This window comes from Psychrobacter cibarius (genome assembly GCA_030686115.1).
In the GTDB taxonomy this organism is placed as follows: Bacteria; Pseudomonadota; Gammaproteobacteria; order Pseudomonadales; family Moraxellaceae; genus Psychrobacter; species Psychrobacter cibarius_C.
In genome coordinates this window covers 2,637,453-2,661,027 of the sequence record CP131612.1, presented here as the reverse complement: position 1 = coordinate 2,661,027, position 23,575 = coordinate 2,637,453, and the positions used below count along the sequence as shown (strand labels likewise).

The following is a 23,575-nucleotide window of genomic DNA, read 5'->3' as shown; positions in this document are numbered from 1 at the left end:
ATGACATATTCGAATGAACGATTATGCCGCTATATTGCTCATCGTTCTGAATGCTTTGTTGTTCTGGTTATTATTTATTGCGCAGTGCTTATCGTGCTGGGCGAATAAACGGCATATGACGATTCACGTCTTTATATAGTAAATATCTAAATGGACCCGGTCCGCCGGCGTAACAAGATTGTGGGCAAAATGCGCGTAGCCACATAAAATCACCTGCCTCAACTTCTACCCATTCACCATTTAAGTGATAGACGGCTTTACCTTCTAGGACATACAAACCATGTTCCATCACATGAGTTTCATCAAATGGAATCACGCCACCTGGTTGGAAAGTGACGATATTCACATGCATGTCGTGACGCATATCAGACTGCTCGGTAAATCTGGTGGTTGCCCATACGCCATCAGTACCCGGCATCTCAATCGCTTCAACATCGTGATCGCTGGTTACAAAGGCTTCAGGCACCTCAATTCCTTCACAGTGTTGATAAGCTTTACGAATCCAATGGAATTTAACGTGCTTGTCGCTATTGTTTTTTATCGTCCATTTGCAGCTGGGTGGTAAGAATGCATAACCACCCGCTTCAAGATGATGCGACACGCCTTCGATAGTCATGTCCATTTCACCTTCAACGATGAATATAACACCTTCAGCGTTTGCATCTAGCTCAGGCTTTTCTGAGCCGCCATTAGGCTCAACTTCGACGATATACTGTGAAAAAGTCTCAGAGAAACCTGAAAGTGGGCGTGCAAGCACCCACATGCGCATACCTGTCCAAAACGGCAGATAGCTAATAACAATGTCGGTCAGTACACGTTTGGGAATAATGGCATAAGCTTCGGTGAAGATAGCGCGATCAGATAGCAGTTGTGTTTGCGGAGGTAGTCCGCCAGTTGGTGCGTAATATGTACTCTTTGTTGACATTGTTGATGTTCCTTAGTGGTGTTGTGCCGCAATAAATTTGTGTCTAAACGTATGGTTACATCCAGTTTGCAGTGTTATCGGCTGTGGCTGGATGGTTCTTATACCAGTGTTTGGCAATGTCATCACGGCGGCATACCCACACATCGGGCTTGCTAGTGATATACTGCAAAAACTTTTTGAGGGCAATGATGCGACCGGCGCGACCAATGATGCGGCAATGTAAACCGATGGTCAGCATCTTGGGCGTGTGCGCGCCTTCCTCGTATAAGGTATCGAAGCTGTCTTTTAAATACTGATAAAAAGGCTCGGCGTTGGTAAAGCCTGGGCTTGAGGCAAAGCGCATGTCATTGGTCTCTAAGGTATAGGGAATGACCAAATGCGGCTTACGAGCGATTTTATTACCGTCTTCTACTTTGACATTGAGCCAGTAAGGGAGCTCATCCGCGTAAGAGTCGGAGTCATAAATATAGCCACCTTGTTCGGCGACCAACTCACGAGTATTCGGGCTATCTCGTCCCGTGTACCAACCAAGCGGCTGACCACCGATCATGCGCTCGAATATTTCAGTGGCACGGCGCACATGCTCGCGCTCGGTCTCGCGGTACATATTTTGATAAGTAATCCAGCGCAGACCGTGACTGGCGATTTCGTGCCCATCTTCTAATACTCGCTCGATAATATGCGGCGTTTTTTCGGCAGCAGCAGCGCAAGTGAAGGTCGTAATAGGTAAACCGTATTCTTTAAAAGTGTCTAATACTCGCCAAACACCCACACGGCTACCATACTCAAATGCCGACTCAATCGACTGATGACGATTGTTAAATTCTGGCGTACCCAAGACATCCGATAAAAACTGCTCTGATTGACCGTCACCATGAATCACGCTATTTTCTGCGCCTTCTTCGATATTGAGGACGAACTGTACAGCGATTTTAGCGCCGCCTGGCCAGTTGGCTTTTGGCGGCGTATCAGCATAGCCTTTTAAGTCGCGAGGGTAGGCGTCTTGATTGAAATCGCTGATTATTTTTTTGGTCATTGTCAATATATCCTAAATATTTTAAAGCAACTTAAGTCAATTAAAGCAAAATAAGGCGTAACTTTTGATCTATATAATATTTATCTACGGCCTTTATCTACGGCCTTTATCTATAATCCCGATGCATAAGCCACCATTTGCTGACGTTCTTCATCCGTCAATTTTGTGAGATTACCCAGTGGCATATAGCCCGTTTGTACGGCAGTGACGATTTTTGCTTTATGAGTTTTCATGTCGGTCGGTGTTTGCAAGATGATACCAGCTGGCGGCGCGGCAAATCCTTGCTGAGTAGGCTGAGCGGCATGGCACGTGCTACAGCGCGTGTGCACGACATCCATAATGGCATCATCAGCAGAGGCAGTTATTGGCACGACGTCGGCAGTGATATTTTCATTTGAGGCGGCATCAGTGCTTATAGTAGAACCGTCGACTGCACTATCAGTAGTTGTTGGTGGCACACTATTTGGTGTCGCCGTTTCAGCAGCGACTGCAGCATTGACAACAGGTAATGGCTCAATTGGTTCTGGGCGCATCCAAATAATTAATAATACAGTTAAGACAGCAGGGATGACCAAATAACGCGGCTTATGATTGTCTAAATGCTTTTGGTTAAAATAGTGACGTACAATAGCCGTGATGATACCCACAAATACCAATACCAACCAGCCGTGAGCATGAGAGTACATCATCGGATAATGGTTGCTAATCATGGTAAAGATCAGCGGTAAGGTAAAATAGTTGTTCATCAGCGAGCGGTTTTTTGCTTGTAGTGCCAAGTCCGCTACTTCTTTGCCTGGTTTTTCACCACGCCTCACGCATTCTACCAGCGCTCGTTGAGCAGGCATAATGCCAAAGAACACATTACCTGCCATCACAGTACCTAAGATAGCACCGATATGAATGAACGAAGCACGGTCACTAAATAGCTGATAAGAACCCCAGCAGGCGATGATTAATAGGATAAAAATAATGGTGCTAAAAATAAACGAGTTTTTGCCCAAGTGGCTGCGGACAATTACTTCATAAATGAAATAGCTGCCGAATAAAAATAACAAACTGGTCGAAATGGCACCGATACTACTACCAAAATCGACTTTGCTGGGATCAATCAAGTAGGCAGTCGCATTGGCATAGTAGACGATAGAGAGCATCGCCATACCCGTCAGCCACGTGGTATAAGCTTCCCATTTAAACCAGTGCAGGGTCTTTGGCATCTCTTCGGGCTCAAGCTTGTATTTGGCAATTTCATAAAAGCCGCCACCATGTACCGCCCATAAGTCGCCTGAAATGCCTTTGTCAGCCTTCCACTGTGGTGGTTTACGTAAACTAAGATCTAGCCAAACAAAGTAAAAAGACGCACCAATCCATGCCACGCCAGCGATGACGTGGAACCAGCGAAAAAATAAGTTAAACCAATCGAGATAATAAGCGCCCATGTTGCAAATGTCCTTTTTACAATTTTCTTTTGTTCAGCTTTTTTCAATCTTTCGACGCGTTTTGCTATGGCGACGTGCTTTTATGATGCATCTTTATAGAGTGGTGTCAAAAACTACGAGCCGCGGTATGTGCTGTAGCCATGTGCGCTAAGCAATAGCGGTACATGATAGTGACCGTTATCACTTATCATAAAATCAATGACTACTTGTGGATAAAAAGCCGTGAGATTTTGTGCATCGAAATAAGACTGCGTATCAAAGGTTAAGGTATAACGACCAACATCTAAGTGATATTCAGCAATATCAATCGTTGGATCAAACGACCAGCTATCTGGTGCCACGCGTCCATCCGCGTTGGTGACGCCATTGGCTAATAGAGATGCCTCACCAGTTGCGCTTACGCGATCTAGCGTCACGGAAATACCAGCGGCTGGTTTGCCCAGATGGGTATCTAAAATATGCGATGAGAGAGTACCTGACATAATAATTCCTTTTATGTAAATGAGTCAGATGGGCTGAATGCGTTAAGCGTCACTCAGCAGTTTCTGTAAACGTAAGCGGGTGATTTTATTTTGCTCAGCCGCCGCATTGACCAGCTCAGTAGCGCGATCATTGGGCAAGCGTGCTAACAATAAATCGAGCATTTGCTGCGCGCTCTTACCAGTGGCAAATACGATAAAGATAAAGCCAAATTTATCAAGGTAATCTTGATTGCCTTGAGCCAAAGCTTCAATCACCTCGTCATTGGCATCATTAGCACCCGACTGCTCATGGGCAGCACTGTCTTGCGTGTTGCGGTATTTTTCTTTTAACGAGTCGACGTTGCCGATTTGTGGATGACCATCAAAAGCCTCTAGTAACTGGGCTTCTGCTGTCCGTGCTTGTGCCCAAGCATCATCACTATGAGCAAGTAATGTAGATATATCAGCAAAAGGACGTTTTTTTTCTAAAGTCTGCGCCCAATGGGTGCTGGTACAGCAGGTCAATAGATGTGAAATTGCCTCAGCTGTTGAGAGCTCATTAAACTGCTGTAAAGATAATTTCACTATGACATCCTTTTCTTTGCTGACAAAAGCAGTGGAGTAACATTTCTCGATAACATCTCATGCTAAAGTAGTATTTATCGAATAATAATTGGTTTACTATGAGCTATTCTGCTTAAACCTGACCATTTGGTCAACTACTTTATGCAAATATTTTATTTAGACTGGTGATATTTCATAAAAATTAGCATATGAATCCAGTTATTGGCTGGGATATGGCTCTTTATTCATCACAATAATGACAGGTAACATTTATCATGGCTCAACATAACGATATAGAACCACAAGCTGCATCTGACGCGCCTGTACAGCGCAATCAGCAAGATATCCGCGCCCACAATCAAACCGTCATTTTGGCGGCGGCAGAAGAGGAGTTCGTGCTGCAAGGTTTTCGCGGTGCGACGATGCAAGGTATTGCCGATAGAGCCGAGCTGCCAAAGGCCAACGTGCATTACTATTTTAAGAATAAAAAAAATCTGTACCAAGCAGTGCTGCATTCTATTATTCAAGAGTGGAACGATGGCTTGGTCGCTATGAGTGTCGATAGTGACCCTAAAACGGTCATCGAAAAGTTTGTCCGTACCAAATTGCATCAAGCGTTTGCTCATCCCAATCGCCATAAATTATTTGCGCTGGAAGTCATCGGCGGTGCCCCGCATCTGCATGAATTTATGTCGGCGACCATGAAGGCGTGGGCGCTAGACAAGGCGCAAGTGATGAAAACTTGGCATGAGCAAGGCAAAATTGGCATCGCTGACCCTTTACAGCTATTGATTTTGATTTGGGCAACGACGCAGCGATATGCAGAATTTGAGACAGAAATTGTCGGTTTGATGGAAAAGAGTGAGTACGATCAGCAGGATGAAGCGCGGGCGGCAGACTTTTTAGTGCCGTTTATTTTGCGTGGCTGCGGTCTTGAGTAATGCTTATGTATTATTATTTTACGTCTATCACATGCCATTAATACGAAAGCATTCTGAATGTTTTCGTATTAAGGCGCGCTAAAAGAGTCAATTTTCAGAACCAGAACAGCAATGCTGATTGGTAAAGAATTTGACTATCCTAACGTACGTTTAAGAAGCCTTTTGTCTAAGAGGCTTTAGACCGTCATCCAGATGCTGCTCTGCCGTATCAAATTCGACACCGTAGTTTTTGGGCAAAATCATATCGAGAGTAATGGCCACAATACCTGACATAGTAACTGCTGACCCAAAGATATTACGGAAAAGCTGCGGCGCCTGTGCGAATACATCAGGAACAAAAGCCACGCCCATAGACAGACCTAGCGAAGTGGCAATGATTAAGATATTGCGATGGGTAAAGTTGACCGTTGATAGGATGCGAATACCAGCAGTCGCTACCGTTGCAAACATCAATAACGTCACGCCACCAACGACTGGTTTTGGCAATTGGGTAAAGATAGCACCCAAAATAGGAAATAGCCCCATAGTGAACAAGATAGCCCCAACATAAAAGCCCACATAGCGACTGGCAATACCAGTCATCTGAATCACGCCGTTGTTTTGGCTAAAAGTCGTCACAGGGAAGGTATTAAACACCGCCGCAATTAATGAGTTGACACCATCACCTAATACGCCACCTTTGATGCGTTTCTCATATAGAGGTCCTTTGATGGGTTCGCCCGATATCATCGAAGTCGCCGTCAAATCACCAGAGGTTTCAATACTGGTAATGACATACATAAAGGCGATAGGAATAAAAGCCTGCCAATCAAACCCAAAGCCAAACTTGAATGGCACAGGTAGCGTAAAGATAGGGGCATCAGAGACCAAAGAGAAATCAATACGTCCCATAAGAATGGCTGCGATCAGACCAAGCATCAACCCTATAAAAATAGCACTGGAGCGAATGACTTTATTATTAACAATACTAATCAACACCACACTGACCAAGACCCCGCCACCGAGCAGCAGATTCTGTATACTCCCGAAATCTTCAGCGCCCACGCCGCCTGCCAAATCCGTCAGACCAACCTTGGTTAATGACAGACCGATGGTCACAATCACACAACCCGTCACGATAGGGCTCATCAGAGATTTGAGTTTGGTAATAAATTGGCTTAAGAAAATCTCAACGAAGGCACCAAGAAAGGAGACGCCAAAGATAACAGAGAGAATCTCCTCCGGACTCCCGCCTTTGTTTTTTACCACAAAACCTGCCGCCAATACTGCGGCCAAGAAGCCAAAACTGGTTCCTTGTAACGCCATAAGACCTGAACCTACCGGTCCAACTTTATGCGTCTGAATAAAGGTAGCGACCCCTGATACCATCAATGACATGCTGATGAGATAAGGGATATGTTCCCCCAAACCCAAGACGCCACCTATGATTAATGAGGGGGTGATGATACCGACAAAGCTGGCAAGTACGTGCTGTACTGCGCCCAAAAAGGCTTTTGTAGGGGTAGGGCGGTCATGCAATCCGTATAGTAAATCGGGATTCCCTTGAATGTGTTCGCTCATCTTGGCTTCCTCCTAAAGTGACTTTTAGTCCAAGCTCTGTGGAGAGAGCTAAGCAGTGTGATGAATTTAGAGATGGATATCGACACACCGTTTATCTTCATATTACTTAGTTGTCTCACAAAGAGTCGCACTTATCCTTGTGCTAATAAATATCAGCAGCTAGCTATTATTTATTAATATGACTAATAGTCGTAGGTTTAAACCTGACTAATTGGTCAACTATCTAAGGGTATAGTGAAAGGGTTGGCTATTGCAACGTTTTTTTTCATGTTGATGGCTTTATTTCTTAAATAATAACAGTCTATTAGACGAACATAGCGCAGCGGATTTGGTTTGCTCGCTATTTCTACTCGTCTAAAAACAGTAAGCAACAAAACGGAATAAGTCAGCCAGATTTAGCGCTATTTTTTAATATTAAATTTCTCGCATTAATTATTGCCAAATTGTTAGTACTTCGTTATTATGCCTCTCACTATTAAAATGCTAATAATTATCATTAACATTGTTATTCGTATGAAAGACTTTGGCTTTGTCAAGACTCCAATCGTCTAAAAAATGGTTTTCAATAATAATCAGTGCAACTGCCACAAGCTGTGCTCAACAGTAAATAGCTCTTAAAAATTTTAATTTGTGATAGTCAATAAGGTGAGTGTGTTATGCGTGAAGTAAAGTTATCAAAACTATCTAGTCAAATGACGGTATTGTCCATGGGCGTGGCAGCGGTATTATGGTCACAAGCAGTCAGTGCAGCACCTGCAGAAGACATGCCAAGCACCACGTTGCAGACCATTACAGTGACAGCCAATAGCTCAGTACGTGATAAAGTGCAAACCGATTCTGTTTACATAGAAGACTATACGCCAGCGCAGCAAGCCAGCCATTTAAGCGATTTTTTGAATGTCGTTCCTGGGGTTACGGTAGGTGGTACCTCTGCGGTCAATCAGCGTATTCGTATTCGTGGTCTTGAAGACAGCAACCTAAAAGTCACTATCGATGGGGCGCGTCAAGAAGGCAAACTTTTTTATCATATGGGTGACATTACTATTGACCCTGACTTGCTTAAGCAAGCAGATGTCTCAGTCGGTAATAACTCAGTGACGCTAGGTAACGATGCGATTGGCGGGGCGGTGGCTTTTAAAACCGTTGATGCAGTGGATTTGCTGAAACCGGATCAAAGAATAGGAGCTAAAGTTCACGCAGGCTATGCCAGTAATAATGACGAGCTACTAACGTCAACGACTGTATATGCCGCACCAACGGACAATGTTGACTTACTGGCTTATTATGGCAAGCGTGATAGCGATTCTGGCGAAGATGGTAACGGTCGTGAGCTGTTTGAAGACAGTAAAACTGAAAGCATCTTATTAAAGGCGGGTGCTTATATTGCGGATGACCATCATATTGGCGCAAATTTCAGCCAAACTGAAAAGAAAGGTATTTTCCCATTCCGTCCAGACTTCCCTAGCCGCTCTGAGCCTCCAATTCCGCAACAGGTGAAGCGCGATACTTATGGTATTGATTATAGCTTTAATCCTAGCAACCCACTGATTGATGTAGATACCAACGTGTATCAGACCAAAACCCGCATTTTGCGCGATTCTGATTATATCAATGATCCAGGTTTTGATTTTAACGCTGAAGTTCAAACCACAGGCGCAAAAATCCAAAATACCAGTGACATTGCTACGAATGTTGGCACACACAAACTCATCTCTGGTATTGAGCACTACAAAAAAGAATCGGAGATGGAGCGCGACTTCGTCAAAGCAGGGTCAGACGAGGCAACCAATACATCAGTATATCTAGAAGACCAATGGAAGAATGGTAAGCTCACTTTAACACCTGGTGTGCGTTATGACCGCTACAAATCTCCTGAGTTTATCTCTGGTGGCAAAACCTATGATAATGTCGTTGGTGCACTTGCCGCAAGCTATGAGATTGCACCATTAACGCAAGTATTTGCAAGCTACACGCAGTTATTTAATGGTCCTGACTTAAGCCAAACCATTTTTAATTCAAATGGTGACAAAACTTACGTTAATAATGACTTAAAAGCAGAAGAAGGGTCTAACGCTGAAGTGGGTATCGTTACAACGTTACGCGATCTAACGGTAGCTGGTGATGCACTACAACTAAGCGGTAAATACTTTGAAACCGATATCGAAAACTACATCGAATTTGTTCGTTCCGGCGGAACTCGCGTTGGCTTAGACTGTGTCACTGGACAATTAGGTGGTGAATGTCAAGGCGTCATCAATAAAGATGAAGATTTTAAAATTAAAGGGGTTGAGCTCGCTGCCGACTATAAAATGAATAACTTTAGTATGGGTTTGAGCTATTCACGCGCACGCAGCGAAGGTGAAAAAACGGGCTACAGCATTCCATCAGTGACCGGAAGCAGCTCAGAATCAGGCGACAAATATATGGTCAATCTGGCTTATGCTCCAACAGAGACCACAGATATCGGCTGGCGCAGTACGTATGTCGCTTCAGTGATGCCGAATACGTCTGAAAATGAGATTGAAAAACCAAGCTATAATGTTCATGATATCTTTATGAACTATTCGCCAAAACAAGTTGATGGATTAAAAGCCACGCTTGGCGTTTACAATCTTTTCGATGAAGCTTATGCGAGCCACTCATCTCGTCTAAATCCGATTGATGATGTTGCTACTGACTTTGAGAAAGGTCGTAATATTAAAGCGTCATTGACATATCAGTTCTAATCTTATTGTCACTTGATGATAGATGAAAGGGCCAGCTGTCTGTATAGGATAGCTGGCTTTTTTATGGTCATAAAATGGTGGAGCATGTGATAGCAATTACAACTTTTTTTAAATACCAATCAAAATAACCAATGAATAAAGAAACGATGAATAAAAAAATCATACTAATGACTTCATTTCCCCTTACGTTGCGTCAGAGCTGTTTATGGATTCATCGTTATACTGGGCTTGCGATGGCCGCTTTTTTGATCATTGCTGGTATCACGGGCACGCTATTGGCGTTTCATGATGAGCTGGATGATGTGTTCAATCACAAGCTGGCAAATATTGAGGCGCAACACAAGCCGCCACTACCGATCGCCACACTGCATGATGCTGTTATCAGCGCTTATCCACAGTATCAATTTTCTAGTATGCCAACGTCAGTAGAGCTGAACAAATCAGCCGTTTTTTCGGTAGATAGAACGCGAGGTCAGGCAGCAGATAATGCTCCTAAAGCCCCATTTCAAGAGGTATATATCGATCCCTTTACGAGTGAAATTATCGGTACACGTGATAAAGAGGCGTGGGCATGGCGCAATACGATGTACAAGGTATTTTGGTTGCACCGAGATTTATTGCTAGGTGATATCGGCAAATTAGTATTGGGTATCGTGTCTTTAATCTGGACGATTAATTGCTTTATTGGCTTTTATTTAACCTTTCCAAGAGCAGTTAGCGCCAATAAATCTCAACAAGCCGCATTGAGAAAACCATCTGGTAAACCCCGCGCTTCATTTTTTAAACGCTGGCTACCTGCTTGGAAAATCCGCCGAAAAACCAATACTTTTAAGCTTAATTATGATTTGCATCATGCGTTTGGCTTATGGCTCTGGCTCATGTTATTTGTCATTGCGTGGTCGAGTGTTGGTTTTAATTTAAAACCGATATATCAGCCTGTAATGCAAGCGCTGGTAGGACTTGAAGGTAGAGATGAAGGCAAAGGAAAGAAACAAAATAAGCCTGCGATAAACACTGAATCTAGTAGTGATGAGGCGACTACTATTGGCACTAATATGAACAGTACTAATAAGGTAGACAAGGCTAATAGTATTGCTTATTTAAGCAGGCAGGCAGAGATAGCCGCACAAAAAAATGGCGTCGACGTCCAGCAGCTATTGGGAGTGCGTTGGGTAGAAGAGGACAATCAATGGCAAATGCGCTTTAAAACCAATAAAGATATCGGTAAAAAAGGCGGTGCGTCATCTATCACGGTTGACGCCGCAACAGGCAATGTCGAGCGTATTAATTTTGGGTATCAAAGCTCATTTGGTAATCAAGCTGATCAATGGATGGCAACGCTACACATGGGACATATCAGCCATGGCGTAGTTCATTTGTTGTATCAAATATTTTTAGCATTGACGGGGTTAGCCGTGGCGGTCTTATCTGGCACAGGTGTGTATTTATGGGTCAAAGGGCGTCAAAGTCGATTAAAGCAAAGGCAAAAATTGACGGTTAAAGACAACTCTTTGAAGCGATTACGCGAAACCAGCCATTAAAGAGCAACTATAAGATATGCTGTACTTAAACCATATCCATAATAATGATGATGCAACCTTCAGAGGTCAAGGTGGTAACGTCAATATTACAGAGTACAGCTATCTTTGATAGTATTTATTAAGGTCGCTAACTAAAGCTTTAATTGCAAAAATATACTGTAGGCTATCCCAACGGTAAATATCAAAAAAGCAAATTTTTCACCCAACATTACCCATCTATGCCATCTGTTGTTTTCGTCAAAGTTTTTTGTATAATCTACTGAAGCAATATTTTGAGTAAAATCCATCGGAATAACCAACAATCTTAGAACATACAAAGTCATGCCTAACCAAAACAGCGTATCTGCTATCTCTTTATTCACAGCGTAATAAATGCATAGACAAAAGCTAATGATTAAAATTAATAGAGATAAGTTTTTGTAATTTATCCATCGATGATTCAATAGGATTTTATGCATCAACAATTCCTTTTATTGTTTGCAAAGCTCTGTACTTAAACCGCATCGACAATCACTGGGCGACCTTGATGATTGAGTACGGTAACATCGACGTTATACAGATCCTTCATGGTTGTTTGGGTGATGACCTCTGCAGGTTGACCGACAGCCATCACCTGACCCTCTTTCATAGTGACCACGGTATCGGCGAACTGCGCGGCTTGATTGATATCGTGCAGCACGATGACCACGGTTTTTTGCTGAGTATGGCTTAACTCGCGCAGCTCACGCATCAGGCGACCAGCATGGTACATATCCAAATTATTCAGCGGCTCATCGAGCAACAAATACGGCGTATCTTGGCAAACAATCATCGCAATTAAGACCCGCTGACGCTGCCCACCTGATAGTGTCGATAAAAAACGCTCGGCTAATGGCGCAAGCTCAAAACGTTCGATAATTTCTTGCACTTTTTGCTGATCATCAGCCGTCGGTTGCCCTTGATGATAAGGATAACGCCCAAACATCAGCAGCTCATGCACGCGAAGTCGTCCTTGTACTTGGTTGTCTTGTCCAAGCATCGCCACAGTTTTGGACAAGGTTCGCGCATGACAACTAACAATATCACGTTCCTCATTATCTACAGCGAAACTGACCTGTCCCGACTGTAGCGGTTGCAAGCGTGCCATGACCGAAAATAAAGTAGATTTACCTGCGCCATTGGGACCAATCAGGGCAATCACTTGTGCGCTTGGTAACGACAACGTAATGTTATGAAGAATTTGCTGTTTGCCAATATGGTGCGAGATGTTATTGAGTTTAATCATAGTGGTTCTTATTTTTACAAAGGATCTGATTTTTCATTACTATATCAATGGTTTTTAGATGATTGGCTACTAGGTCAGTGATGATTAAATAAGCACGATATTAACGACGCTGAGTCATAAAAATTAATATTAAGAATACCAAGCCACCAGCCAATTCAATGACGACCGATAGCACACCCGCCATGCCCAATAGTTGCTCAAATATCGTCTGACCGAGTACCAAGCAAATCATCGCCACCAAACAGACCAATATCAGACGCTCGCTGTGATACATATGCCGAGCGATACGATTGGTTAGCGCACAAACCAACAGCCCAAAGAAGGTCACTGGACCGACCAATGAGGTTGCCGTGGCGACCAATACCGCAATGACCGTTAATAGCCCAAATGCCAAGCGTTGATAGTTGATACCGAGGTTAATGGCTTGTGATTTGCCAAGCATCAATACGTCACATTGATAACGCCAGCGCCAGATAAACAGTGCGCTAATGGCACAGATAACAATGCTGATACCAAGCAGCTGAGGATTGACTGTATTGAATTGTGCGTAACTGGCAGATTGCACGACGACGAAATCATCAGGATTGATCAATCTGGCAATCAGGGCTGATAAGCTGCGAAACAAGACCCCAAAGATAACGCCGACCAATATCAGTCGCGTCAGATCCTGACTGCTTTTTGAAAACAGCAGCTTAAATAACAATAATGACGCGCCAAACATTAAAACAATTTCAAGGGTGAATTTGGCAAGAGGATTGATACTGGTAAAACTTATTGCGCCCAAAAAGAAAACCAACAGGCTTTGTAATAAAACATATAGCGAGTCAAAGCCCAGCAATGACGGCGTCAAGATAGGGTTGTGCGTCAAAGTCTGAAACAATAAAGTCGATACGCCAATCGCATACCCGACCACCATTAACGCCAGTAACTTTTTACCTCGCAGCGGTAGCGCAAAGTCCCAATGGCCGTTGACATTGACTGTCAGAAATAGGATGGTTGAGATCAGCAATATGATAGCGGCAATAGATTTTGGGTGATTGACTATAAATGTCCAGAGTCGCGCAAGACAACTTTGTCCAAAAGTAGTTTTGTCGTTATTTTCTGAAGCACTGTTATCTATAGTGTTATTGGCTGTGGCGCTAGGCTTAGACGGTGAAAACATGCGTAAATCCTATAGTGCTAGGCTTATCTAATCAGACAAAACAACGATAAAAGAAAGAGAAGATGCAAAGAGGTTTGATCAGTCGTTATGAATAAAAACTTTATGACGAGCTATTTTATTGTTCAGCAGGCGCACGTAATAATAGCCATAAAAACAGTACTGTACCGACCACCCCAAAAACCGTCGCAACAGGCACTTCAAATGGATAGCGAATCGAGCGTCCAATAATATCGCACAATAGCACTGCCGAAGCGCCCAATAATGCCACTGCTGGTAAGCTACGGCGCAATTTATCCCCCATCAATCGGCTGACGATATTAGGCACGACCAAACCAATAAAAGGAATCATGCCAACGGTGACAACGACAACTGCACTCATCATCGCCACCATACCAACGCCAACCCACGTCACTTGTCGTTTGCTGATGCCTAAATTGAGCGCGATATTGTCACCCAAACCGACGATGGTCAGCTTGTCAGCAATGATATACGCCAGCACGCACAATCCGCCTGTCAGCCATAACAGCTCGTAACGACCTGCTAAGACGCCAGAGAAATCACCAAACTGCCAAACGCTGAGCATCTGTAACGATTCTGTTTGATAAGCAATAAAGGTCGTCACTGCCTCGATAATGCCACCGAAGACGATACCAATTAGCGGGATCATTAAAAAATCCGTCGGCGGAATGCGGTGGATCAGTAGCATAAACAGCATCATACCAAATACCGCGGCGATGGTAGCCACACCCATTTTGACAATGAGCGCACTGGCTGGAAATAGCAGGCTAACCACCAATAATCCCAGTGCGGCGCTTTGAGTTGCACCGACCATCGATGGCTCAACGAAGCGGTTTTTGAGCACCACTTGAATAATCATCCCAGCAACTGCCATGGAAACACCGGTCAAGATAATAGCGATGGTACGCGGTAGGCGACTGACCAGTAGCAGTGAGCTGTCGGAGTTGGCGCTATGGTTGATAAGGCTGTGAAATATACCTGACCACGAAAAATCAGCCACACCAATTGATAAGCTTAATAACACCAAAAGCCCCATAATAATGAGGCTGCCCGTGTTGATTAACCACGGCGGTATAGAAGCACGGCGATTTTTAGAACTTAGACCACGGCTTGCGCTTTTTTGCCAACTCGTTGATGCGGCTGGTAAAGTAGGGCGGGCTTTGACGCTGGTCTGCGCACGAGAGGAAAATAATGGCATATCAGCTACTGGCTTAAAGTGAGGGTTGGCAACTGACAGTGATGACAGTTGCCTAAAAACGAATGACGCTTATTTAACATGTTGCTTGTTTAGCATATTACTTATTTAACGCATCATTTATTTAGCGTTAGCAAAAGCCTCTTTAATGGTCGTCAAATCCTGCATCCATTGATAATAACCGCCAAAGGCAAGGTATGAGTCTGGGCTAAGATAGACCACTTGATTGTTACTCCATGCGTTGGTTTGCGCGACCAGTGGATTGTCCAATACGGCTTTGGCACCAGCACCATCTTCACCAATGGCAGCACTGCGATCGACGACGAATAACCAGTCTGGATTGGTTTTTTGTATGTATTCAAACGAGATTGGCTGACCGTGGCGCGCATCGGCGATTTGGTCATCTGCCATTGGAATATCCAGCACGGTATGGATGAAACCATAGCGGGATTTGTCGCCGTAGGCAGACAGCTTATTGCCATTGACCATGACCACTAAGCCTTTACCTTTATCTTTGGTTAATGCTTTGGTCTCATCAATGAGCCCGTCGATATTGCCTTGCAGTTTCGCTGCTTGAGCACTTTTACCGAACAATGCACCCAAATCATGCAAACGCTGCTTGCTCGATTCATAGATATTTGCCGTATCAATCGTCATGTCGAGCGTTGGCGCAATACTGGACAGCGCATCATATTTTTCTGCCATGCGTGAGCCGACCAAGATAGCTTGCGGTTGCATCGCGTTCAACGCTTCAAGATCTGGCTCAAATACGGTGCCGACTGTTTTTGGTTCAGGCTGTGTCTTAGACTGTAAATTGTCTAATTTTAGACCGCTTGGCATACCATCGACAGCAACATCAAGCGCGGCCAAATCCTGCATCAACGTCATATCATAGACCACCAACGGCGATGGATTCATTGCCAAGTCGACATTGCCTTTTACCGTGTCGACCGTGATTTTTTCAACAGAGACCGCATCGTTATTAGCGACATTCGAGGCATGATCTGCTGTTTGGTTTTCAGTCTTAGCGTCTGCGGGCTCGGAGTCGTTAGATTCAGGTGAGCTACAACCTGTCACACTGATCGTAGCAACCAGAGCGGTCACCATGGCAGTCAGTAAAGGGCGTTTGAAAAAAGGAGTAGAGCGGTTAGGCAATAAAGTAATAGACATAAATAACTCGGTATATCAGCTGGTTGGACAAAGGATGTATCAAATAATCGGTCATATAAAAGTAAAAAGAACTTCATCGATGTGATGCTTCACACCATACAATGCTCGACGGTATTACTTTTGACGTTATGATTTTTTATGGGTTTTTTTTACGCTTAGCTATTGAGATGTTCAACATGCCTTAATATCTTGAGATTTTGTAATCTTAAAGATTCGCAGTCGATTAGGGGCTATGATAAATTAATTGAGACTCATTATCAATACAAATGATAATGGTTTTTATTACGTCACTTTATTTATGAGTTGTGGCGGCTTTGGCACAATAATTCTGTATAGCGATATTTGAGAAAGGGTGGTCGAATGCCTAAGCAAATTTTGCTTATTAATAACGCTAAATTATTGGCCGATCATTTGCCTGATAAGCAAAATTATTATAAATTTATTATTGATAATAATTATCGTTTGCATTATTATCTACGCCATTCTACCTCGGTTAATGAATATTAGGGTGTTATGAGTTCAACGGATTTAGACGCGCCACCACTTAAATTGATACTCGCAGCTATTATTATAGTGGTGGGCTTGCACGTGCTGACGGCAGTCGCATTGGTGGCGATCAAGACGCCTGATATAAAAGTTGAACCAAAAAAAGACACACCACCTATCGAGATAGAGATGGTGACGTTACCTGTCAAAACTGCCGTCCCTGAAGTAGAAGAAGTTCAGGAAGTAACGCCCAAAAAAGCAGCGCCTAAAACAGAGTCAAAACCTGAACCTAAAAAACAAGCACCGTCAAAACCTAAAGTAGCTCCAGTAGTGAAGGCTAAGCAAAATACACCAGAAAAACCGGTGGTAAAAGCCAAAAAGGCTGATATAGCACCTGTCGTAAAAGTAGAAAAAAAGAAGCCGGATATTATTAAAAAAGAGGTGTCGAAAAAGCCAATAGTAGAATCGAAAGTCGATACCTCAATGGCTGATAGTCAACGTGAAGCTGAAGAACGACGTAAGATTCTAGCAGTAGAATCACAAAAGGCCGCTCAAGAAGCCCATGATAGAGCGGTGCAAGACGCTAAGAGAATAGCCGATGCCAAGGCTGCCCGAGAGGCTCAAGCCGAAGCGAATGCTAGAAAAGCAGCAGAAGACAAAGCGGCTAAAGATGCCGCGCAAAAAGCAGCAGCCGCTGCAAGTAATGAACCCGTGAGCTTTACTGCTAGTGCTGCAGACTGGGCATCAGCGCCAAACTTTAGCTTTCCTACTCGAGCCGCTCGTAGAGCATCTTCGGGTGATACATTCAAAGTGGTATTGATATTAAGAGTGAATAAGCAGGGCGGTATTGATAGCGCCCGGGTTGCTCAATCTTCAGGCAATTCAATAGTAGATAAAGAGGCGAAGCGTCAAGTAAGCTCTGGAAAATTCAGACCTTTTACTAAAAATGGCGTGCCAGTCGTCGGTAATGTGACATTACCTGTTACTTATAATGTGCCATAAATACATGGTTATTAGTACCAAGCATCGGCGCAATCGCAAATAATCGAACAATGGTAATAAAATACAAAGGAGTCTGACATGGACTTTATGCAATACTGGCAAATCAGCGACATGGTGACAAAAACTTTGTTCTTTTTGTTGCTTGCTTTATCTATTCTTTCTTGGGTGACAGGCATCATTCGTGTGCTACAAAGCCGCAAATTGGCCGCCAATGTTGCAGATGATTTGAGTCAGCAGATTCAAGTAAAACAGGCTGAGATGATAGCAGCAGATGCCACTACTCGCCGTTTGGTTACTGAGCAGATCTTGCTCAAGCATATTGGTCGTTACCGTTTTGCCAGTGAGCGCGGCTTACCTATTCTTGGGACGACGGCCGCAATTGCGCCATTTATCGGTTTGTTTGGGACGGTATGGGGTATTTTTCATGCGCTACATAATATTGGCATGAGTGGGCAAGCAGGCTTGGGACAAGTGGCAGGGCCAGTCGGTGAGGCACTTATCATGACAGGTTTGGGGATCGCCGTGGCGATTCCAGCCGTGGTGTTTTATAATCTTGCAGTGCGTATCAATCGCCGTGTGATGTATCACGCCAACGATAGAGCGCATGACTTATTGGCACGTTCTGCCGAAATGGTCGTTACCCAGCAGCCGTTAACGGACAGCAAATCGACTGTTACCCAAGATTCGTTAGCAAAGGGTATGCACTCAAACACAGCAGATGCTCAGCGAGTGACTCATTATCACAGTTCAGCCGCGTCGCAGCCTTAACGACTATCCATTGATGGGGCAGTTTGTTAGGCGATAGCCAAGCGAGCTATATTGCGAATAACCAAATGTATTGAGAGTGATTATGGCATTTCAATTGGGTGATGATGACAGTCAAAGTATGAGTGAGATGAACCTCATTCCGCTTATCGACATCATGCTGGTATTGATGATTATATTTCTATTGACGGCGACCGTACTGAATCCGACAGTGCCATTAGAGTTGCCGAAGACCAGTGCTGCGTTAAATGAGGCGCCACCAGAGGCTATTCAAATTAGCATCGATAAAGACGCAGGGATATTTTGGGACAGCGATGCGATTAGCATGGAGGAGTTAGAGGCACGGTTACAACAGCAAAGTGCTGAAGGTAAAGACCCCTCTGTACAATTGCGTGCTGACAAAGACAGTAAGTATGACACGGTCGCTCAAGTGCTAGCCGCTGCCAGTCAAGCAGGACTTACGAAGATAGCCTTTGTCAATGAATAAGGCGAGTCTATAAAAAACGTGATTATCATATGATGTTTGCTAGATAGCCAACGATCAAAAAGGTAGCTAATATAATAATAAAACAAAAATAATAAACTTTTCTCCAGCCTCAATGAGTACTTAAACCTCAAATTAAGTACTCATTGGGGTTTTCTTTTTACCAGCCATAGCCAAAGGGATGATAGCCGTAACCGAAGCGCCCAGGCCCGTAGCCAAACGGATAAGGCGAACGTAGGTAATCGAGATCACGTTGACGGATATAGTAGTAACGTCCTTGCGCGTAAGCTTCTTCTAGCTTTTCGATGCCTTCGAGCGGACAAACGGGCTGCCAGTCGTAGCCTTCGCGACCAAGTTTATAAGCATTGAGCTCGGTGCAGTAGCTTTTGAGACCTTGCTGTCGCCCTTGCTCCCATTGTATGCGGTTGGGCATGGGACCACCTACCTTTGCGCAGCTATCAGCGTAATGACCGAAATAAGCACCTGAACGCCCTTGCAAGCCATCAGCATAGCCGACTTCTTGCCAGTTGCTTTCCTGACATTGCTGCGGGGTAAGATTTTGCGTCGTTGCACAGCCTGACAGGGTAAATAAGGCAGCGCCTACTAGCGAGAGGGTAAGTCCAGTTTTACTCATGAGTTTATGGACACATTTGCTCGCTAGTGAAGTGGTCGATGAGTTTCGCTTAAGAAGATAATTCATAATAAACCTGCGCGCGTTTAAAATTATGGTTTATCATAGCACTTTTTGATGATGACAACTTTTTGTATCTCGTTATTATGCTGTTTTTTATTCGAGTTAAGTGTTTGATCTATTAGCACATATAGCCAAGCCATCGAGATTAGAAAACGCGAGTGGTTGGTGGTTATCAACTTATCATGCTTGATTTTTAACGGTTCGTGCTCATTATAAGCTTCTATATAGTAGCCAGTATTCAGACAATCATTCGTTAAACAGCCGCACATTAGAACGCTACTGGTTAGAAAATGACTGGTTAGAAAATGACTGGTTAAAAAGTCACTGGTTAAAAAGTCAATGATTGCTTTTTTATAGTTAGCTGGGCAATCGCTGTCTTTGTTGTAGCCTGTTGTATAGATAGTAGCGGTTCTATTTTTTAGTACATTTTCATTTATCCAAAAGGCCGGACCATCATGGGAACATTCATTGGCGTTATCATTGTACTATTTGTATTAGGGAGTATGATGGCGCTCAAACCTAACGGTATCGATCAGCGTTTGGATAAGCTGCGCATGACCGCGCGTCGTTTACAATTGAATCCAAAGCTGGTGAGTTGTCCTGATTGGATCAAAGGTAAAGACAACGAATATGGGCGTGGAATGTTAGGTCAATACTGTTTAGTGTTAGATGATGTGCAGCTGCCGCACACGCGCTATCAAGTGATTGATGGGCAATGGCGACCAGATAGTAGTTTTGTCGATACAAGCAAAGATGATGTTAAGCTCACGATTCCAAGTGCGATTCGTGCTAATAACAGCACTAATAATACGATTGTCAAAAAGACCAATTTTAGCTTGGATAAATCACCGCTAGATTTGCCAGTCAGTATTGAGCCATTTGTTAAAGGTTTGCTGACTAAGGCGAATAGTATCGTGATTTATTGGGAAGATATCGCTTATGTGCGTCCTTCATCCAATCCTGCTTATCAGCAAAAATTGATTGAAGCAGATTTGTTGGTGCTTAAAAAACAGCTTGAACAATGGGCGTCAGAGATGCAAAAGCGCCTATAAAACGGCTACAAGGTAGAAAATCATTTTTTAATCTCCATTTATAAGCAATATGCAAGCACTTTTGGCAAACTCTCAGTCATTTACAGTTGACAGTGTAACGCTTAGCAGTGTAACGTCTTTATAACTGACTCTTTATCTTATGGTTATTGTTTGTTTTATAAACGTTTTTTTAAGCAGCTATTACTATAATGATTCACCGCGCTACTATAACTCACAATTATAAATTGCCATGCTGCTGTATTTATTCTTACTTTTAATTTACTCATATAATAATGGTGTCGTCACATATGGCAAAAACCGCAACCAAAAAAAGTCCAGCGCCTGCTGCTGGTAATCCCAAAGGCAGTCCAAAGGGCAAGTCTTTGGTGATTGTAGAATCACCTGCCAAGGCAAAAACAATCAATAAATACCTTGGCGATGACTTTATCGTGCGCTCCAGTATTGGTCATGTCCGTGATCTGCCGGTTGGCGCAAGCAAAAGTGCAAAAAAACCAACAACGACCAAAAAAGATGACAGTCTAAGCAAAGAAGAAAAAACCCAGCAAGCCTTGGTACGGCGCATGGGCGTCGATCCAGAACATGACTGGGCAGCAGTTTATGAAGTATTACCCAATAAAACCAAGGTTATTAAAGAGCTGAAAGCCTTAGCCAAAGACGCTGACAAAATCTATCTGGCAACGGATATGGATAGAGAAGGGGAGGCGATTGCGTGGCATCTTAAAGAAGTCATCGGCGGCGCTGACAGTAAGTATGAGCGCGTGGTTTTTAATGAGATTACCAAATCCGCCATTCAAAATGCCTTTAAGCAGCCCTCCAAACTTGATATCGACCGTGTCAATGCCCAGCAAGCACGGCGCTTTTTAGACCGTGTCGTTGGCTTTATGGTATCGCCGCTGCTGTGGCAAAAGGTTGCTCGCGGTCTCTCTGCAGGTCGCGTCCAGTCAGTTGCTATGCGTTTGGTCGTAGAAAGAGAACATGAAATTCGCGCCTTTATACCAGAAGAGTATTGGCAAATTCATGCCGATACTCACGTTGCCAGTAGCAAAAAGGACGCTGAGCAAATTGCGATTCGCTTAGAGGCGACCAAGCAAGGCGGCAAAACGCTTAAGCTCGTTAATAAAGAGCAAACAGATAAAGTCTTAGAAATTCTTAACTCAAGTGACTTTATCGTCAAAGAGCGCGAAGAGAAGCCAACGCAATCGCGTCCGAGTGCGCCATTTATCACCTCGACATTACAGCAAGCCGCCAGCACGCGCTTGGGTTTTTCGGTTAAGAAAACCATGATTTTGGCACAGCGCTTATATGAAGCGGGTCATATTACTTATATGCGTACCGACTCGACTTTCTTATCTGGTGATGCACTTGCTGCGGTACGTGGCTATATCGAAGACAGCTATGGCGCAAAATACGTACCAGAAAAGCCAAATTTTTACGGCAACAAACAAGGCGCACAAGAGGCGCATGAGGCGATTCGTCCTTCTAACGTCAATATGAAGTCAACGCAGCTTAAAGGGGTTGAGCGTGATGCCATCCGCTTGTACGAGCTGATTTGGCGTCAGTTTGTCGCTTGTCAGATGCTGCCAGCAAAATACTTGTCAGTGAATCTATTCGTCGCTGCCAATGATGTCGAGTTAAAAGCACGTGGTCGTACGTTAGTATTTGATGGTTACACCAAGGTTATGCCACCAGCGAAGACTGACGATACTTTGCTTCCGGATGTGAAAAAAGGCGATAAACTAATACTAGATAAGCTCGATCCGAGTCAGCATTTCACCAAGCCGCCACCGCGCTATACCGAGGCAAGTTTGGTGAAAGAGCTTGAGAAAAAAGGTATCGGTCGTCCATCAACTTATGCATCTATCATCTCGACCATTCAAGATCGCGGCTATGTGAAGCTTGAGAACAAGCGCCTGTTTGCTGAAAAAATGGGTGATATTGTCACCGACAGACTGACTGCAAGCTTTCCAGATTTGATGGATTATACCTTTACCGCCGCGCTAGAGGACAAGCTTGACCATGTGGCAGAAGGCGATACAGATTGGAAAGATGTCCTCGATAATTTCTATGGCGACTTCAAAACAACGCTTGATCGCGCCAAAGAAAAAGACGGCATGCGCCCAAATGATCCAACTGACGTACCAGACGTGCATTGCGATCTTTGCGATCGTCCAATGCAATTACGTACCGGCTCAACAGGTGTATTCTTAGGGTGTACTGGCTATAATTTACCGCCAAAAGAGCGCTGTAAAGGCACTAAGAATTTAATGCCCGTCGAAGCTTTTGCCAATCTTGATGAGGCAGAAGGTGATGATGAAGCGGCAGAAGTTCGCGATTTGATGGAGAAAAAGCGTTGCCCGAAATGTAGCACGGCAATGAATGGTTATATCGTCGATGGCGGTCTGAAACTGCATGTGTGTGGTAACAATCCTGATTGTGATGGTTATGTCTTAGAAGAAGGCAAGTTCGAAGTGCCTGGCTCTGATTCTCCAACCATTGACTGTAATAAGTGCGATGGACAAATGGAGCTAAAGACGGGACGTTTTGGTCCTTACTTCGCTTGTCAGCAATGTGATAATACGCGTAAAGTGCTAAAAACAGGCGAAGCCGCACCGCCGCGCATGGATCCTATTCATCTGCCAGAGCTGAAATCAACCAAGCACGATGATTACTTTATCTTGCGTGAAGGGGCAGCTGGGATGTTCTTGGCAGCGTCTAAATTCCCGAAAGTACGCGAGACACGCGCACCCAAGCTGGCTGAGCTACGCGAAATCAAAGATAAAATGGAAGATAAATTCCAGTATTTGTTTGAAGGTCCAGATGAAGATCCAGATGGTAATCCAACCATTCTACGCTGGTCACGTAAGAAGAAGGAGCAATATATCGGCTCTGAGAAAAATGGCAAGGCCACACGTTGGGGTGTGTATTGGCGTAATGGCAAATGGGTAGAGGAGTAAGTCTCCTTTACTTTTTATCTTGATGATTGATTGTTAATATATGAGATTCTATATCACTCATATTGTTTTAAGCTATGAAATTTTGAACAATAAAAAACCTCTTAGATTCTAAGAGGTTTTTTTGTGCTATTCATATATG

The 23,575-nt window shown here is 43.8% G+C and carries 20 protein-coding genes; 9 read left to right on the top strand and 11 right to left on the bottom strand.

Translation table 11 applies throughout. The features are described 5' to 3' along the window. Positions 1-88 precede the first annotated feature (88 nt). The 5 genes from Q6344_11295 to uraD all read right to left on the bottom strand — a co-directional run bounded on the left by Q6344_11295 (position 89) and on the right by uraD (position 4,443). Positions 89-925, bottom strand: coding sequence for a bifunctional allantoicase/(S)-ureidoglycine aminohydrolase (locus Q6344_11295; protein ID WLG13178.1), 837 nt, complete (start codon positions 923-925; stop codon positions 89-91). Positions 926-980: 55 nt separating this feature from the next. Further along, on the bottom strand, positions 981-1,961 hold the full coding sequence (puuE, locus tag Q6344_11290; GenBank protein WLG13177.1) for an allantoinase PuuE: 981 nt from the start codon (positions 1,959-1,961) through the stop codon (positions 981-983). 110 nt (positions 1,962-2,071) lie between these two features. Next, positions 2,072-3,397: a urate hydroxylase PuuD gene (locus Q6344_11285; GenBank protein WLG13176.1), complete on the bottom strand. Its 1,326-nt coding sequence runs from the start codon at positions 3,395-3,397 to the stop codon at positions 2,072-2,074. Between the two features lie 113 nt (positions 3,398-3,510). Further along, the gene (gene uraH / locus Q6344_11280; GenBank protein ID WLG13175.1) at positions 3,511-3,879 is read right to left on the bottom strand and encodes a hydroxyisourate hydrolase; all 369 of its coding nucleotides are present in this window, start codon (positions 3,877-3,879) and stop codon (positions 3,511-3,513) included. 42 nt (positions 3,880-3,921) lie between these two features. Beyond that, positions 3,922-4,443 carry a 2-oxo-4-hydroxy-4-carboxy-5-ureidoimidazoline decarboxylase gene (uraD, locus tag Q6344_11275; GenBank protein ID WLG13174.1) on the bottom strand — a complete coding sequence of 174 codons (522 nt, stop codon included), beginning with the start codon at positions 4,441-4,443 and terminating at the stop codon, positions 3,922-3,924. Between the two features lie 254 nt (positions 4,444-4,697). Here uraD and Q6344_11270 point away from each other — a divergent pair, with 254 nt between their 5' ends. After that, entirely contained in the window at positions 4,698-5,363 is a 666-nt protein-coding gene (locus tag Q6344_11270; protein ID WLG13173.1) for a TetR/AcrR family transcriptional regulator, read from the top strand. A 150-nt stretch (positions 5,364-5,513) separates the two neighbouring features. On the opposite strand, the gene Q6344_11265 is transcribed toward Q6344_11270, so the two are convergent. Beyond that, on the bottom strand, positions 5,514-6,923 hold the full coding sequence (locus Q6344_11265; GenBank protein WLG13172.1) for a nucleobase:cation symporter-2 family protein: 1,410 nt from the start codon (positions 6,921-6,923) through the stop codon (positions 5,514-5,516). A gap of 656 nt (positions 6,924-7,579) precedes the next feature. Here Q6344_11265 and Q6344_11260 point away from each other — a divergent pair. Both Q6344_11260 and Q6344_11255 read left to right on the top strand, forming a co-directional pair. Continuing rightward, complete coding sequence (locus tag Q6344_11260) at positions 7,580-9,649, top strand: TonB-dependent receptor (protein ID WLG13171.1); 2,070 nt, start codon at positions 7,580-7,582, stop codon at positions 9,647-9,649. 146 nt (positions 9,650-9,795) lie between these two features. After that, complete coding sequence (locus Q6344_11255) at positions 9,796-11,190, top strand: PepSY-associated TM helix domain-containing protein (GenBank protein WLG13170.1); 1,395 nt, start codon at positions 9,796-9,798, stop codon at positions 11,188-11,190. A 493-nt stretch (positions 11,191-11,683) separates the two neighbouring features. Here Q6344_11255 and Q6344_11250 read toward each other — a convergent pair whose 3' ends face one another. The 4 genes from Q6344_11250 to Q6344_11235 form a co-directional block, all read right to left on the bottom strand. After that, a complete protein-coding gene (locus Q6344_11250) occupies positions 11,684-12,454 on the bottom strand; it encodes an ATP-binding cassette domain-containing protein (GenBank protein WLG13169.1) in 771 nt (256 codons plus the stop codon). Positions 12,455-12,554: 100 nt separating this feature from the next. Next, a complete protein-coding gene (locus Q6344_11245) occupies positions 12,555-13,616 on the bottom strand; it encodes an iron chelate uptake ABC transporter family permease subunit (protein ID WLG13168.1) in 1,062 nt (353 codons plus the stop codon). Positions 13,617-13,731: 115 nt separating this feature from the next. After that, positions 13,732-14,832, bottom strand: coding sequence for an iron chelate uptake ABC transporter family permease subunit (locus Q6344_11240; GenBank protein WLG13167.1), 1,101 nt, complete (start codon positions 14,830-14,832; stop codon positions 13,732-13,734). Positions 14,833-14,949: 117 nt separating this feature from the next. Beyond that, entirely contained in the window at positions 14,950-15,999 is a 1,050-nt protein-coding gene (locus tag Q6344_11235) for a siderophore ABC transporter substrate-binding protein (GenBank protein ID WLG13166.1), read from the bottom strand. 360 nt (positions 16,000-16,359) lie between these two features. On the opposite strand from Q6344_11235, the gene Q6344_11230 reads away from it, so the two are divergent. From Q6344_11230 to Q6344_11215, 4 genes are all read left to right on the top strand, one after another. Beyond that, positions 16,360-16,506, top strand: coding sequence for a hypothetical protein (locus Q6344_11230; protein WLG13165.1), 147 nt, complete (start codon positions 16,360-16,362; stop codon positions 16,504-16,506). A 6-nt stretch (positions 16,507-16,512) separates the two neighbouring features. Beyond that, positions 16,513-17,487, top strand: a complete 975-nt coding sequence (locus Q6344_11225; protein WLG13164.1) for a TonB family protein — start codon at positions 16,513-16,515, stop codon at positions 17,485-17,487. A 78-nt stretch (positions 17,488-17,565) separates the two neighbouring features. Continuing rightward, a complete protein-coding gene (locus Q6344_11220) occupies positions 17,566-18,255 on the top strand; it encodes a MotA/TolQ/ExbB proton channel family protein (GenBank protein ID WLG13163.1) in 690 nt (229 codons plus the stop codon). An 82-nt stretch (positions 18,256-18,337) separates the two neighbouring features. After that, on the top strand, positions 18,338-18,739 hold the full coding sequence (locus Q6344_11215; protein ID WLG13162.1) for a biopolymer transporter ExbD: 402 nt from the start codon (positions 18,338-18,340) through the stop codon (positions 18,737-18,739). Positions 18,740-18,896: 157 nt separating this feature from the next. Here the strand turns inward: Q6344_11215 and Q6344_11210 are convergent, their stop codons facing one another. Then, positions 18,897-19,370 (bottom strand): DUF2799 domain-containing protein, encoded by a 474-nt coding sequence (locus Q6344_11210; protein WLG13161.1) that lies wholly within the window; start codon positions 19,368-19,370, stop codon positions 18,897-18,899. 515 nt (positions 19,371-19,885) lie between these two features. Here Q6344_11210 and Q6344_11205 point away from each other — a divergent pair. Then, positions 19,886-20,482 carry a hypothetical protein gene (locus Q6344_11205; protein ID WLG13160.1) on the top strand — a complete coding sequence of 199 codons (597 nt, stop codon included), beginning with the start codon at positions 19,886-19,888 and terminating at the stop codon, positions 20,480-20,482. A 287-nt stretch (positions 20,483-20,769) separates the two neighbouring features. Continuing rightward, entirely contained in the window at positions 20,770-23,436 is a 2,667-nt protein-coding gene (gene topA / locus Q6344_11200; GenBank protein WLG13159.1) for a type I DNA topoisomerase, read from the top strand. The last annotated feature ends 139 nt before the right edge of the window (positions 23,437-23,575 follow it).

Excerpts from the sequence above, each read along its gene's own strand:
- Q6344_11295 (WLG13178.1), bottom strand. The coding sequence starts at position 925 with ATGTCAACAAAGAGTACATATTACGCACCAACTGGCGGACTACCTCCG.
- puuE (WLG13177.1), bottom strand. The coding sequence starts at position 1,961 with ATGACCAAAAAAATAATCAGCGATTTCAATCAAGACGCCTACCCTCGC.
- Q6344_11285 (WLG13176.1), bottom strand. The coding sequence starts at position 3,397 with ATGGGCGCTTATTATCTCGATTGGTTTAACTTATTTTTTCGCTGGTTC.
- uraH (WLG13175.1), bottom strand. The coding sequence starts at position 3,879 with ATGTCAGGTACTCTCTCATCGCATATTTTAGATACCCATCTGGGCAAA.
- Q6344_11270 (WLG13173.1), top strand. The coding sequence starts at position 4,698 with ATGGCTCAACATAACGATATAGAACCACAAGCTGCATCTGACGCGCCT.
- Q6344_11265 (WLG13172.1), bottom strand. The coding sequence starts at position 6,923 with ATGAGCGAACACATTCAAGGGAATCCCGATTTACTATACGGATTGCAT.
- Q6344_11260 (WLG13171.1), top strand. The coding sequence starts at position 7,580 with ATGCGTGAAGTAAAGTTATCAAAACTATCTAGTCAAATGACGGTATTG.
- Q6344_11255 (WLG13170.1), top strand. The coding sequence starts at position 9,796 with ATGAATAAAAAAATCATACTAATGACTTCATTTCCCCTTACGTTGCGT.
- Q6344_11250 (WLG13169.1), bottom strand. The coding sequence starts at position 12,454 with ATGATTAAACTCAATAACATCTCGCACCATATTGGCAAACAGCAAATT.
- Q6344_11245 (WLG13168.1), bottom strand. The coding sequence starts at position 13,616 with ATGTTTTCACCGTCTAAGCCTAGCGCCACAGCCAATAACACTATAGAT.
- Q6344_11240 (WLG13167.1), bottom strand. The coding sequence starts at position 14,832 with ATGCCATTATTTTCCTCTCGTGCGCAGACCAGCGTCAAAGCCCGCCCT.
- Q6344_11235 (WLG13166.1), bottom strand. The coding sequence starts at position 15,999 with ATGTCTATTACTTTATTGCCTAACCGCTCTACTCCTTTTTTCAAACGC.
- Q6344_11230 (WLG13165.1), top strand. The coding sequence starts at position 16,360 with ATGCCTAAGCAAATTTTGCTTATTAATAACGCTAAATTATTGGCCGAT.
- Q6344_11225 (WLG13164.1), top strand. The coding sequence starts at position 16,513 with ATGAGTTCAACGGATTTAGACGCGCCACCACTTAAATTGATACTCGCA.
- Q6344_11220 (WLG13163.1), top strand. The coding sequence starts at position 17,566 with ATGGACTTTATGCAATACTGGCAAATCAGCGACATGGTGACAAAAACT.
- Q6344_11215 (WLG13162.1), top strand. The coding sequence starts at position 18,338 with ATGGCATTTCAATTGGGTGATGATGACAGTCAAAGTATGAGTGAGATG.
- Q6344_11210 (WLG13161.1), bottom strand. The coding sequence starts at position 19,370 with ATGAGTAAAACTGGACTTACCCTCTCGCTAGTAGGCGCTGCCTTATTT.
- Q6344_11205 (WLG13160.1), top strand. The coding sequence starts at position 19,886 with ATGGGAACATTCATTGGCGTTATCATTGTACTATTTGTATTAGGGAGT.
- topA (WLG13159.1), top strand. The coding sequence starts at position 20,770 with ATGGCAAAAACCGCAACCAAAAAAAGTCCAGCGCCTGCTGCTGGTAAT.